This is a genomic window from Achromobacter sp. 1L-A-4-B-C2, from assembly GCF_057291955.1.
Genome location: NZ_JBXAWP010000001.1, coordinates 109456 through 123172, shown reverse-complemented (window position 1 = coordinate 123172; position 13717 = coordinate 109456). Strand labels below are relative to the sequence as shown.

Below are 13717 nucleotides of genomic sequence, written 5' to 3'. Positions count from 1 at the left end.
CATGATTTATATCAACCCGTAGTTGATGGAAGGCGATAGGAAACGTGTCGTTGCAGAATCGTTAGACTCCGGCCCCCAAAAATGTCGGGGTCGCGGGCCGCGTATTCAAGGGTCAACGGGACGGGGCAGGGCGCGGCGCATGGCGGCGGCGTGGTATCTTGCAGCCGCCGCGCCAAACGTCGTACAGTGGTCCACCGCAGGCGCGCCGTCTGGCATGGCGCGCCGACCTTGCAGGAGCCCCCCATGTGTGAAATCTTCATCCGCGCAAGCGAGCAGTCGTACGCGCCCGAAACCCGGTCTTTGCGCCTGCACGGCGTGGCAACCAGCTTGCGGCTGGAACGGCTGTTCTGGCAAACCCTGGAAGAAATCGCGGGGCGCGACGGCATGCGCGTTACGCAACTGATCGAGCGCCTGTACGACGAACTGGTCGAATATCGGGGCGAAGCCGCCAACTTCACGTCGTTCCTGCGCGTGTGCTGCCTGCGTTATCAACTGCTGCAAGCCGATGGCCGGATTCCGCGCGACGCGGCCGTGCCGATCCAATCGCTGAACCCGCAAGCCGTGCTGCAAGGCCTGCCCGCTTCCATGTACGACGCTGAGCCGCTGCGCGCCAAACGCCGCGCCGCCGCGTAGCAAGACCGAATTGCGCCGGCGAACGTAGCGCATTCAAGCGCCGCGCATCCAAAAGAAAAGGCCCGATCAGATCGGGCCTTTTCATTGCGCAGCGCTTAGCGGGTCAGGCGTTCAGCCACCCGGTTGAATCGACGCCAGCGCCACTTCGTTCTGCACGATACGGCGGATGCGCACCGCATCGCCAATCCGTGACAGCTTGCCCTGCGAATCCAGCAGCACGATGGCCAGGTCGCGGCCATTGATGCGAGCCAGCATCACCAGGCATTCGCCGGCTTCGTTGATGTAGCCGGTCTTGGATACCTTGATGTCCCAGTCGGGCTTGCGCACCAGCAGGTTCGTGTTGCGGAAGGTTTGCGTGCGGTTGTTGATTTCAACTTCGTACTCGGTGTCGGTCGAGTAGCGGTGAATCAACGGCCGCTGCGAGGCCGCGCGCAGCAGGCGGGCCAGATCGTGCGGCGACGACACGTTGTTGCTGGACAGGCCGGTGGGCTCGATAAAGCGCGTGCTGGTCATGCCCAACGATTGCGCCTTGGCGTTCATGGCGGCCACGAACGCGGGCAGGCCGCCCGGGTAATGGCGGCCCAGCGCGTTGGCGGCGCGGTTCTCGGAAGACATCAGCGCCAAGTGCAGCATGTCGCCGCGCGACAGCTTGGTGCCCACGCGCAGACGCGACGTTGTGTGCTTCAGGCCATCGACGTCGTCGTCGGTGATCTCAAGCATTTCATCCATCGGCAAGTTGGCGTCCACGACGACCACGGCGGTCATCAGCTTCGAAATGGAAGCGATGGGGCGCACCACGTTTTCGTTCTTGGCAAAAAGGACGGTCGAGGTTTCCAGGTCTTGCACATAGGCGGTGCTGGATCGCAGCGCCGCCGCTTCCGCGCGCACCGACGAGGCGGGCGGCGGCATGGCTGCCGACGCAGCCCCGGCCGCAGCCAGGCGCTGGGCGCGGCCGGGCTTGTTCGGCTTGCCGTTCTTGCCCGTGGCGGCGGCGCCTTTCTTAGGCGGCGTGGCCTTGGCGGCCACCTGCTTGCCGCCCTTGGGCGCGGCGTTCTTGGAGGTGGACGAAGACTTGGGCGGGGCTTTCTTGGCGGTGGACGAAGATTTGGGCGCGGCTTGCTTGGCAGAGGCCGAAGACTTCGGCGCGGCTTGCTTGCCCGCCGACGTCTTGCCGGCGCTGGCCTTGGGAGCAGGCGCTTTCTTGGCTTGTTGCGCCTTGCAAGCCGCCGATTTGGCGTTGGTCTTGCAAGGGTCAGAATTTTTCGCGGCTTGCGCGGCGGGGGGCAGGAGCGCGCACAGCGCCAGCGCCGCCGGCGCTACCGCGTTCGCAATTGCACGTTTCCAGGAAAATGCCATGGTTGAGCAGGCTTGTCAGTCTGTGAAAAAGTATTTCTTAAGCCGGCGTGACGTCGGTTCAGGAAAAGTCCAGATGAATTAGGGGCTTACGCGTCGAATTTAAACAGCACATCAAGTTGCACGCAAGGCGATTCGCCATCTTGCCCGAAAAAAATATCGGTGACGTATTGACGAAGATTCAATTCGTCACAAGGAGCGACATGAGAAGCTACCGGCGCAAGGCGCGTGAGCGTAGCCCGGATTAACCCTCATCTGGCTGAACGCGTGGCATGGCGGGGAGCAAATCGGCGTGGGAATCGAGGCCGGAGGGTGGCCTCGCCGGGTGGAATCGAACCACCAATTGACCCTTAGGAGGGGCCGGTTATATCCATTTAACTACGGCGAGACGGTCAGGCTGGGGTCGCGCATGGGGTGGCGACCGGGCCAGAGTTTATCACTGCCTTGGGCCTTCAGCGGCGTACAGCCACCGGCGGCGGCCGGTGCAAAAGGTATGGCGGGCTTGCCCGCCCGGCGGCTTCGTACTTGTCTGATATTGCAGGCCGGACGTCAGCCCGGAGCGCGTTCGCCGCCGCGCCCGCGTCATAATGCGCAACGCCGCCGGGCATCATCACAATTACAACTTGCGCCCTCGGCCCGCCCCCTATGCAGGAGACTTGCGCCATGACGCTGGGCTGGCTTGCGCTTGCCTTGTTCGCCCTTGCCCCGCTCGCGGTTGCCGCGCTTCGGTGGGCGGGACGCTTTCGGCCCGGCGCGGGGGCGCTGCCCCGCGTGCCCGACCTGTTGGCCACGTTGGACAGCATCGATCAGGGCGTCAGCGTGGTGGATGCCCGTATGCGGCTGGTGGCGTGGAATCGGCAATATCAACATTTTTTTGACTATCCGGACGGCCTGCTCAAAGTCGGCCGACCCGTCGCGGACGTGATCCGCTTCAACGCGCGGCGTGGCAAATTTGGCTCTGGCCCCGGGCTGGATATCGAAGCGGTCGTGCGCAAGCGGGTCGGCTTCATGCGGGCGGGCACCGTCTATCGTGGCCAGCGCACGTTGCGGTGTGGGCGGGTGGTGGAGCTTCGGGGCCGGCCGTTGCCGCGAGGCGGCTACGTCACCAGCTACCGCGACATCACCGACTTCAAGCGCGTGCAGCTTCAACTGCGCGACATCCATGACACCTTTGAGCGGCGTGTCAGCGCGCGCACCCGCCAGATCGAGGCGGCGCAGCAGTCACGCACGCAGTTTCTGACGGCGGTAAGTCACGATGTGCTGCAACCGATCAACGCGGCGCGCTTGTTTGCGTCGGCGCTGAACGAGGAACATGAGCCCGAGGCGCAGCGCTACCTGGCCGGGCGGATCAACACGTCACTGCGCGCGGCCGAAGAGCTGCTTGACGGCTTGCTCGATGTGTCGCGCTTGAACGCCGGCATGTTGCAGGCAGAGCCTTGCGACTTCGACGTCGAACCGCTGCTGCGCCAACTGGCGGACCAGTACGGCCTGGTCGCGCTGCGGGCGGGCTTGCAATTGCGCCTGCATGCCAGGCGCCCGCTGCCGGTGCGCAGCGACCCGCGCCTGTTGCGCCGCATCTTGCAGAACTTCCTGGCCAATGCGCTGCGCTACACACGCAGCGGCCGCATCCTGTTAAGCGCGCGGCCCTGCGGCGGGCACGTGCGCTTGCAGGTCTGGGACACCGGGCCGGGGATTGCGCCCCATCAGCTACGCACCGTCTACGACGAGTTTCAGCGCCACGCCCCGGAGCAGGACGAGCCCCTTCGCGGGTATGGTCTGGGCCTGTCCATCTGCCGGCGGTTTGCCTCGCTGCTGGGGCATCCGCTGGACGCGCGATCGGCCGTTGGGCGCGGCAGTGTGTTTTCGATCAGCGTGCCGCGATCAAACACGTGCCTGCAAGGGCCGCCGCCGCGCCTGGAACGCCCGCTGTCGCATGGCTCGCTACAAGGCCTGCGTGTGTTGTGCCTGGATAGCGACCCCGACGTGCTTGGCGGCATGCAGGCGCTGCTGGGCCGCTGGCAGGCCAGCGTGCTGTGCGCCGCCACGCTGGACGAGGCGCTGTCGATGATGCGGCATCAACCGCACGTGCTGCTGGTGGACTATCACTTGCGCGACCGCCTTGACGGCCTGGACAGCCTGGATGCGCTGCGCGCGGCCGCGCCGTCCGTACGAGGCGCGTTGCTGTCGGTGGACGGCGATAGCGCCTTGAAGCAGGCTGCGCGGTTACGCGGCTATCGGGTGCTGGCCAAGCCCGTCAAGCCCGCGTCGCTGCGCGCCTTCCTGGCCGCAAAACTGCGCGCTCAGGCCACGCTCAAACCTTGATGCCGCAACGCCAGGTGCCCAGCCCCAGGCGTTCGGCAATCAATACCGCCTGCGTCCGGTTGGACACGCGCAGCTTGCGCATGATGGCCGTCATGTGCGCCTTGATGGTGGCTTCGGACACCTGCAATTCATGTGCGATCTGTTTGTTCAACAGCCCGGCGCCCACCATCTGCAACACGCGAAACTGCTGTGGCGTCAGTTCGCGTACGCTGGCCGCCATCATGGGTTCGCGTGCCGCCGACGCCTTGGCGGCAGGGGTGGCGCCTGGCACCCAGGCGCCACCGTCCATCACGTGGATCAGGGCCGCGCGCAGCATTTGCGCATCGGACGATTTCGGGATGAAGCCCATCGCGCCGTGATCCAGCGCCCGCCGTATCAGCAGCGGATCTTCATGCGCCGACACAATGACGATCGGCAGTTGCGGATGTTGGCCGCGCAACTGCTTCAGCGGCCCCAGGCCCGACGAGCCGGGCATGTCCAGGTCCAGCAAGAGCAGGTCGGCGTCGGGGCAGGAATCGACCAGGTCGTAAAGCACGCTGACCTGGTCGGCCTCGTGGATGACCGCGCCGGGAAAGACCCGGCCGATCACACCACGCAGGGCTTCTCGAAACAGCGGGTGGTCATCGGCGATAAGCAGGACAGGCATCGGCCGATCATGCCACACGCCGTTCGCGGACCAGCGCCTGCACCACCGACGGATCGGCCAGTGTGGTGATGTCGCCCAGATCGTCCACGGAGTTCTCGGCAACTTTGCGCAAGATGCGCCGCATGATCTTGCCCGAGCGCGTCTTGGGCAGGCTGGGCGCCCATTGCAGATGGTCGGGCGTGGCGATGGGGCCGATCTCGCGGCGCACGTGCGCCACCAGTTCGTGACGCAGCGCATCGGACGGTTCCGCGCCCGCCTTCAGCGTGACATACACGTAGATACCCTGGCCCTTGATGTCATGCGCGAAGCCCACGGCCGCGGCCTCCGCCACCTTGGGATGCAGCACCAGCGCGCTTTCCAGTTCGGCGGTGCCGATGCGGTGCCCGCTGACGTTAAGCACATCGTCCACGCGCCCGGTAATCCAGTAGTCGCCGTCTTCGTCGCGACGGCAACTGTCGCCCGTGAAGTACATGCCGGGGTAATCCTTGAAGCAGCTCTGGATATAGCGCGGTTCGTCGCCGTACACGGTGCGCGCCTGCCCCGGCCAGGAGTCGCGGATGAACAGGTTGCCCTCGCCGGCGCCCTCGATGATGGCGCCGGTCTTGACGTCAACAAGCTCGGGCCGGATGCCGAAGAACGGCGTGCCGGCCGCGCCGGGCTTGGCGGCCTTGGCGCCGGGCAACGGCGAAATCAGGATGCCGCCGGTTTCGGTCTGCCACCACGTGTCCACGATGGGGCAACGGCCCGCGCCCACCACGCCGTGATACCAGCGCCAGGCTTCGGGGTTGATGGGTTCGCCCACCGTGCCCAGCAAGCGCAACGACTGGCGTGACGTGCGCAGCACCGGGCCCGGGCCTTCGCGCATCAGGGCGCGGATGGCGGTGGGAGCGGTGTAGAAGACGGTCACGGCATGCTTGTCGATAACCTGCCAGAAGCGCGAGGCGTCCGGGTAGCTGGGCACGCCTTCGAACACGACGGTGGTGGCGCCGTTGGCCAGCGGGCCGTACACCAGATAGCTATGGCCGGTGATCCAGCCGACGTCGGCCGTGCACCAGAAGACATCGCTGTCGCGGATGTCGAAGATGGCGGCGTGCGTGTAGGCGGCGTAGACCAGATAACCGCCCGTGGTGTGCAGCATGCCCTTGGGTTTGCCGGTGCTGCCCGACGTGTACAGGATGAACAGCGGGTCCTCGGCGTTCATGCGCTCGGGCGGGCAGTCGGTGGACTCGGCTTGCATCAGCTGATCCAGCCAGTGGTCGCGGTTGGCGGTCATGGTGACCGGCGTGCCGGCGTGGGGCACCACCAGCACGGTACGCACGCCTTCCATGCCCGGCATGTTCAGCGCGGCGTCCACGTTGTCTTTCAGGGGGATGCCGCGGCCCGCGCGACGGCCGCTATCGGCGGTGATGATGGCTTTAGCGCCGCAGTTGCGCACGCGGTCCGCGATGGAAGCGGGCGCGAAACCGCCGAACACCACGTTGTGCACGGCCCCGATGCGCGCGCAGGCCAGCAACGCCACGACGGTTTCGACGATCATGGGCAGGTAGATCGTGACGCGGTCGCCCCGCCCGATGCCTTGGCGGCGAAGCGCGTTGCCCATCTGGCAGACCTTGGCGTGAAGCTCGCGATACGTGATGCGTTGCGAGGGCAGGTCGGGGTCATCGGATTCCCAGATCAGCGCGACCTTGTCGCCGCGCGCTTCCAGGTGCCGGTCCAGACAGTTGACGCTGACGTTGAGCTCGCCATCGGCATACCAGCGGATGTGAAAGTTATCGGCCGACAAGTCCACGTCGCGGATCTGGGTGGGTTCCTGATACCACTGCAAGCGCTTGGCGGCGTTTGCCCAGAACGCGTCGGGGTCTTGCAAGGACGCCGCGTACTGCTGCGCGTATTGCTCCTGCGTCACCGTCTGCGGCCCGGCAAACCCTTGCGGGACGGGGTAGCGATCGGGGATGGGTTCCATTAGGGCTCCTGGGGCGGTTGATGGGAGATCGTTATCGGGCACGGTGCATGTTCATGCTCATGTTCATGTTCATGTTCATGTCCGTATTCATGCGCGGCGTTCAATGCGCAACCGCCGTGGTGGCGCCGATGCCCGTCTGGCTGCGCACGGTCAGCGCGTCGAAGGCCGCGGCTTCTTGTTGTGCGCGCGGGCTGTTGTCCAACTTTGAAAACAGCCAGATCGAGAAGAACGCAAGCGGGATGGACAGGATGCCGGGGTTCGGAAAGGGCGTGATGGGGGTGGAAAAACCGAACACATCCACCCAGACGGTGTCGCTTAGCACGACCCACAGCGTGGCGCTGGCCAGCCCCAGGAAGCCGCCGATGGTGGCCCCGCGCGTGGTGCAGCCGCGCCACGAAATGGACAGCACCAGCACCGGGAAGTTGGCGCTGGCCGCGATGGCGAACGCCAGGCCCACCATGAAGGCCACGTTCTGGTTTTCAAACACGATGCCCAGCAAGATCGCCATGATGCCCAGCGCGATGGTGGACAAGCGTGAAATGCGCATCTGCTGGCGTTCAGTGGCGCGGCCGCGTGCAATGACGTTGGCGTACAGGTCATGCGAAATGGCCGCCGCGCCGGCCAGCGCCAGCCCGGCCACCACCGCCACGATGGTGGCGAAGGTTACCGCCGCCAAAAAGCCCAGCAACAGGTTGCCGCCGACGGCGTTGGCCAGGTGCACCGCCACCATGTTGGTGCCGCCGATCAGGCTTTTCAGCATGTCGAACTTCCCGTCGACTCCCGTGACGAAATACTCGGGATGGCGCACCAGCAACGCCACCGCGCCAAAGCCGATGATGAACGTCAGCAGGTAGAAGTAGCCGATGAACGAGCTGGCGTAGATGACCGATTTGCGCGCTTCTTTCGCGTTGGACACGGTGAAGAATCGCATCAGGATATGCGGCAGGCCAGCCGTGCCGAACGCCAGCGCAATACCCAGCGACAAGGCGTTAAGCGGGTTGCTGCTGACCTGCGCGCCCGGCGCCAGCAGTTCGCGGCCGGACGGGTGCACGCGCGTGGCTTCGGCCAGCAAGGCGTCGGGGCTGTAGCTGAACGCAGCCATGACCAGCACCGTCATCAATGTAGCGCCCAGCAGCATCAGCACGGCCTTGATGATCTGCACCCAGGTGGTGGCCGTCATGCCGCCGAAGGCCACGTAGATCATCATCAGGGATCCGACGATGACCACGGCCACGTTGTAGTCCAGCCCGAACAGCAGCACGATCAGCTTGCCCGCGCCCACCATCTGCGCAATCAGGTACAGCGCGATGATCAGCAGCGATGCGCTGGCGGCCAGCACTCGCATCGGCGTTTGCGCCAGCCGGAACGAGGTCACGTCGGCGAAGTTGTAGCGGCCCAGGTTGCGCAGCCGTTCCGCGATCAGGAACATGACCACGGGCCAGCCGAACAAGAAGCCGATGGCGTAGATCATGCCGTCGAAGCCGCTGACGTACACCATGCCCGCGATGCCCAGGAACGAGGCGGCGGACAGGTAGTCGCCCGCGATGGCCAGCCCGTTCTGAAACCCCGACAGGCCGCCGCCGGCGGTGTAGAAATCAGACGTGGTGCGGGTGCGCTTTGCGGCCCAATAGGTGATGCCCATGGTGCCCGCGATGAACGTCAGGAACATGACGATGGCGGACATGCTGGCCTGGCCGGTGGTGGCGGCGCGTGCCGATCCGGCCAGCGCGCAACCCGATATGAAAATCAATGCGGCGCCCAGTTTCTTGTTTTTCATGACACGTCCTTGATGATGGCGGCCAACAGCGGGTCGAACACGGAATTGGAGATATGCACGTAAGCGGAAATCAACACCACGGCGCTGCACACGACCAACGTGCCGGTCAGTACGCCGATGCTCATCGTCATGTCCGGCACGGGGCTGCCGAAGAAGACGGGGTCGAATGCCAGCGTCAGGATGAAGCCGGCGTAGATGACGGCGGTGATGGCGAAGAACAGCAGGCTGGTGCGACTGCGGCGTCGCAACAATTCCTGGTATTTGGGATGGCGCATGACGGCGTCGGTGATGGTCGCGGGGGTGGCGGGGGTGGCGCCGGGGGTGGGGTCGGGGGTGGGCACGGTCGGGCTCCTTGTTGTTATTGCCGGACGGCGTGTAGGCATCCGGGTCGGCCCGCGCAGCGATGCCTTGCGGGCCTCTGCCCAATATAGAGACGCATCACCGGCTCGGACACTCGACCTTGGTCGTACGGGGTAGGCCCTAGTGACAGCGCGGCATAAAGCGTGATTCGCCAGAAGGGCTATTACGGTTTGGCGCGCGGCGACTTGTATATGATGTTTGCCGAGTCCCGAGGAGGGGACGCAAACCCACACAACAACCAGACACGGGTTTCATGTCTACGCAAACCGATACGATTTCCACGCGCACCCTGATCCTGGGCACCCTGGTGGTGCTGCTTGCCATGGGCGTGCGCGCCACCTTCGGCCTGTTCATGCAGCCGATGGGCCTGGCCCACGGCTGGGGCCGCGATGTCTTTTCCATGGCCTTCGCGCTACAGAACCTGGTCTGGGGCGTGGCCTGCATCTTCATGGGCATCCTGGCCGACCGCTACGGCTCGGGCCGCACCATCGCGCTGGGCGCCGTGCTGTACATGTTGGGCATGATCGGCACCCGCTTCGCCACCGATGAAACCACCTTGTACCTGTCGGCCGGCGTGCTGGTCGGGCTGGGGCAGGCGGGCACGACGTTCCCGGTGATCCTGCCGGTCGTGGCGCGCGCGGTGCCGGCGGCCTACCGCAGCACGGCCATGGGCATTGCCAGCGCGGGCGGCTCGTTGGGCCAGTTTGCCGTGGTGCCGACCGGGCAGGCGCTGATCACCGGCATGGACTGGCCCGGCGCGTTGTGGGTCTTGTCCCTGTTCGTGGCCTGTGCCGCGCCGCTGGCCTATTACCTGCGCGGGCGCCCGCAAGCGCAGTCCGGGCCGCAGCAGTCGCTGGCGTCCGCGGTGCGGCAGGCCGTGCGCCATCCGTCGTTTCACTTCCTGTTCTGGAGCTACTTTGTCTGCGGCTTTCACACCGCGTTCATCACGCTGCACTTGCCGGCCTACGTGACGGATGGCGGCTTGACGGCGGGGCAGGGCGCGACGGCGGTGGCGTTGATCGGCCTGTTCAATGTGCTGGGCTCGTTCTATGCGGGCAAGCTGGGCGGCAAATACAGCAAGAAGCGGCTGCTGGCCGTGGTGTATTTCATGCGCGCGTTCGGCATCCTGCTGTTGCTGGCGGTGCCGCTGTCGGCGTGGGTGCTGTACGTGTTCGCCGCGTGGATGGGTCTGTTCTGGCTGGGCACCGTGCCGCTTACCCAGGGGCTGATCGGGCAGATCTACGGGCTGCGCTATGCCGCCACGCTATCGGGCATCGTGTTCCTGGGCCACCAGCTGGGCAGCTTTATCGGAGTGTGGTTGGGCGGGTACGCGTACGCCAAGACCGGTAACTACGACATGGTCTGGTGGCTGGGCGTGGCGCTTGCCGTGATTGCCGCGCTGCTGTGCCTGCCGGTGCGCGAACAGCCGGTCACGCCTGTGGAGACGCGCCCCGTATCGGCCTGAGATGGCGTGGTGGCTGGCGCCGGTTCGCAGCCGGTTCGCAGCCGCTTCGCAGCCGCTTCGCAGCCGCTTCGCAGCCGCTTCGCAGCCGCTTCGCAGCCGCTTCGAAACGGCTTCTAACCCGTTTCTAACCCGCTTCGAAACCGCTTCGAAACCGGCCCAAAATCGCCGTTACGCTTGCCTGCCCCCTTCGTGTTTGTTTGAAACCGAGATAAAACTGTCCCGCAATTTCACCGAAATCGACGCGCCTGTGATGCCCTCCCACGATCCTTCCCTGCCGCCTGCCCAACCGCCCGCCGCCCGCCGCCATCGCGCCTGGCGCGCTGTGGGCATGCTGGCGCTGGCGGCGGTGCTGGGCTTGGCTTTCTGGGGCTACACCGCGCCCGACATGCAGGTGCATTGGGAAAACCTGGCATCGCTTTGCGGCTTTTAGCCGCCTTTGCCCCGGCGGCTCGCGGTATCCTACGACGGTAATTTTCCCGTCGTTTTTTTTCGTCTTCCCGCGCGGCCTTCGGGCGCGCGATTTACGGATGCCCATGCAGGACGCGTCGCTTTCCCATCCCTTTCTATCGCTGCCGGATATCGGCGCCCTGGCTGCCGCCGACACGCTGGTGTTGACGGTGAACAACCGGCTGTCGCGCCGCCTTACGCTGGAACTGGCCGGGCTGCTGCGCCAGGAACGCCAGGTCAGCGAGTTGCCGCGCATCCTGCCGCTGTCCGCCTGGCTTGCCGAATCCGCCAACGAGCTGGCCTTCGAAGCGGACGACGACGTGCCCGCCTATCGGCTGGACAGCTTCGCCACGCAACTGGTCTGGACCGAAGCCATCCGCGCCGAAGAAGCCGAACGCGTGCTGCTGGACGCCAGCCAGGCGGCCAGGCTGGCGATGGACGCCGACCTGCTGATGGACGAATGGGACCTGCAAGTGCCTTCGGGCGCCGACACGGATGAATATCGCGGCTTTGCGCGCTGGCGCGTGCGCTACCGGCAAACGCTGGCCGGCATCGACGCCGAAGACGCCAACCAAGGCTACGCGCGCGTGCTGCGCGCCTTGGAAGAGGGCCGTCTGCGCACGCCCGCGCAGTTGGTCCTGGCCGGCTTTACCGATATGTCGCCGCGATTTCGCCGCCTGCTCAGCGCCTTTGAAATGCAGGGTTCGCGGGTGTCGCAATGGCGTGACGAGCAGCGTGTTGAAACGGTGGCGCGCCGTTTCGAAGCGGCCGACCAAGGCGCCGAATGGCGCTCGGCGGCGGCTTGGGCTGCCGGCCAATTGAAGGCGCATCCGCAAGGGCGCTTTGCGATCGTCTCGCCGCAGCTGGAAGCCGAATCGCCATTCGCGCGCCGCATCTTGAGCCAGGCGCTGGCCGGTCGCGACGGGGCGCCCGCGCATGCCTTCAACGTGGCCGTGGGCCGGCCACTGAATGAATGGCCGATGGCGCGTGCCGCACTGGCGTGGCTGCGCGCGTTGGCGGAATGTGCAAGCGGCAAGGGCTGCGGCGTAGACGTTCTGGGCGCGGCCTTGCTGGCCGGGCATTGTGCCGGCGATGTCCGCGACCGCGCGCGCCTGGCCGCCATCGACGCGCGCTGGCGCCGTCAAGCCGTACAACATGTCAGCCCGCATGATTGGAAAAAACTGCTGGCCGATCTTCCCGCGCTGGCGCCGGCGTGGCATCAGGCGCTGGAAATCTGGACGCAAGGCGGCCGCCAGGCGACGTGCGACGTCTGGATGCTGCGCATGAAAGCGTCGCTGACGGCGCTGGGTTTCCCGGGCGAAGGCGTGTTGGACAGCGTGGCCTACCAGGTCATGGGCGCATTGGGCGACGCGCTGGGCAGCTTTTCGGCCTTGGCGCCGGCGGCCGGCCGGCTGGGCGGGGTGGCGGCGGTCAACCTGCTGCAAAGCGTGGCGCGGTCGGCATCGTTTCAACCGCAGCGCGATCCCACGGCGCGCCTTGACGTGCTGGGCCTGCTGGAAGCCGAAGGCGGCTATTGGGACGGCGTCTGGATGCTGGGTTTGACGGACGACGTGCTGCCGGCCTCGCCCAAGCCCAACCCGCTGTTGCCGCTGGCCGTGCTGCGCCAGGCCAAGGCGCCACGCGCCACGCCGGAACGCGAACGCGAATGGGCCGAAGGCATGTACGCCGCGCTGTGCCGCTGCGCGCCCGACATCATCGTCAGCCACGCGCACATGGACGGGGAACGCGAGCTACGGCCATCGCCGCTGATCGCGGGCGCTTCACTAAGCGACTGGATGCCGCCGGCGGCGGCTCCCACTGCGCCCTTGCCACAAGAGTCGCTGGACGACAACCAGGGGCCGCCACTGGCGCCGGGCAACCGGGGCGGCGGCGGGCTGGACGTGCTGGACACGCAGGCGCGCAACCCGCTTTGGGCGTTCGTGCGCCACCGCCTGGGCGGGCGCGAGCTGGCGCCTTATGCCGACAGCGCCACGGTGAACGTGCGCGGGCAGTTCCTGCACAAGGCGCTGGAATTGGTATGGGGCATGATGCCCGACCAGGACACGCTGCATGAAATCATGGCCACGAGCCGGCTGGCTGCCTTGCTGGAGCAGGCCGTGGCGCAGGCTGCCGACGAAGAACTCAAAGACTACGCGCCCGCGTTGAAGGCGCTGGAATGCCAACGCGCGCGCGCCGTGCTGGCCGCGTGGCTGGACATGGAAGCGCAGCGCTTGCCGTTCGCGGTTGCCCAGGTCGAAAAAAACCACCAGTGGCAACGCGGCGCGTTGAACCTGAAATTGCGTCTGGACCGTATCGACACCCTGGCCGATGGGCGCAACGTCATCGTCGATTACAAGACGGGCGTGGCCGCCGCCAAGCCGGAACCCGATTGGTCGCGCAGTCGGCCCGTGAATGTGCAGTTGCCGTTCTACGCGTCGGTGCTTGCCGATGCCGCGGGCGGCGAGGTCGCCGGGCTGGTGCTGGCGCAGATCCATGCGCGGCAGGTCGCGGCGCAAGGCCTGGCCGATGAAGACCTTGGCGTGCCCGGCGTGACGCTGGCCAGCGACAGCAAGTTCTTCGATGGTCTGACCTGGCCCGAGATCCGGCAGCGTTGGCGCGTTGCCATCGAAGCGCTGGCTGATGAGTATGTGGCGGGCGTGGCCACCAACATGGCCTACCGCCGGGACGATTTGAAATACTGCGATGCATTGCCGTTCTTGCGTTTGCATCTTGACGACGAGGACGCCTAAG

At 66.0% G+C, this 13717-nt stretch carries 10 protein-coding genes and 1 tRNA gene; 5 read left to right on the top strand and 6 right to left on the bottom strand.

Annotation, left to right across the window (positions count from 1 at the left end):
* Nucleotides 1-243 precede the first annotated feature (243 nt).
* Nucleotides 244-633: a ribbon-helix-helix domain-containing protein gene (locus AC0Z35_RS00575; RefSeq protein ID WP_046804450.1), complete on the top strand. Its 390-nt coding sequence runs from the start codon at nt 244-246 to the stop codon at nt 631-633.
* Nucleotides 634-744: 111 nt separating this feature from the next.
* Here the strand turns inward: AC0Z35_RS00575 and pbpG are convergent, their stop codons facing one another.
* Nucleotides 745-1989 carry a D-alanyl-D-alanine endopeptidase gene (gene pbpG, locus AC0Z35_RS00570; protein ID WP_485131595.1) on the bottom strand — a complete coding sequence of 415 codons (1245 nt, stop codon included), beginning with the start codon at nt 1987-1989 and terminating at the stop codon, nt 745-747.
* Between the two features lie 310 nt (nt 1990-2299).
* Nucleotides 2300-2374: transfer RNA gene (locus AC0Z35_RS00565), tRNA-Arg, on the bottom strand.
* Nucleotides 2375-2649: 275 nt separating this feature from the next.
* Between AC0Z35_RS00565 and AC0Z35_RS00560 the strand changes: the two genes are divergently transcribed.
* Entirely contained in the window at nt 2650-4308 is a 1659-nt protein-coding gene (locus AC0Z35_RS00560) for an ATP-binding response regulator (protein WP_485131596.1), read from the top strand.
* Here the strand turns inward: AC0Z35_RS00560 and AC0Z35_RS00555 are convergent.
* The 4 genes from AC0Z35_RS00555 to AC0Z35_RS00540 form a co-directional block, all read right to left on the bottom strand.
* Entirely contained in the window at nt 4298-4954 is a 657-nt protein-coding gene (locus tag AC0Z35_RS00555) for a response regulator transcription factor (protein ID WP_120156699.1), read from the bottom strand. The two genes, AC0Z35_RS00560 and AC0Z35_RS00555, sit on opposite strands and share 11 nt — an antisense overlap.
* Before the next feature lie 7 nt (nt 4955-4961).
* Entirely contained in the window at nt 4962-6917 is a 1956-nt protein-coding gene (gene acs / locus AC0Z35_RS00550; protein WP_485131597.1) for an acetate--CoA ligase, read from the bottom strand.
* 100 nt (nt 6918-7017) lie between these two features.
* On the bottom strand, nt 7018-8694 hold the full coding sequence (actP, locus tag AC0Z35_RS00545) for a cation/acetate symporter ActP (protein WP_485131598.1): 1677 nt from the start codon (nt 8692-8694) through the stop codon (nt 7018-7020).
* Nucleotides 8691-8969 carry a DUF485 domain-containing protein gene (locus AC0Z35_RS00540; protein ID WP_046804506.1) on the bottom strand — a complete coding sequence of 93 codons (279 nt, stop codon included), beginning with the start codon at nt 8967-8969 and terminating at the stop codon, nt 8691-8693. Before AC0Z35_RS00540 ends, actP begins: the two co-directional genes overlap by 4 nt.
* A 338-nt stretch (nt 8970-9307) precedes the next feature.
* Between AC0Z35_RS00540 and AC0Z35_RS00535 the strand changes: the two genes are divergently transcribed.
* From AC0Z35_RS00535 to AC0Z35_RS00525, 3 genes are all read left to right on the top strand, one after another.
* Complete coding sequence (locus AC0Z35_RS00535) at nt 9308-10519, top strand: MFS transporter (RefSeq protein WP_046807928.1); 1212 nt, start codon at nt 9308-9310, stop codon at nt 10517-10519.
* Between the two features lie 250 nt (nt 10520-10769).
* Nucleotides 10770-10949, top strand: a complete 180-nt coding sequence (locus AC0Z35_RS00530; RefSeq protein WP_485131599.1) for a hypothetical protein — start codon at nt 10770-10772, stop codon at nt 10947-10949.
* A gap of 103 nt (nt 10950-11052) precedes the next feature.
* Entirely contained in the window at nt 11053-13716 is a 2664-nt protein-coding gene (locus AC0Z35_RS00525) for a PD-(D/E)XK nuclease family protein (RefSeq protein WP_485131600.1), read from the top strand.
* Nucleotide 13717: the final 1 nt, after the last annotated feature.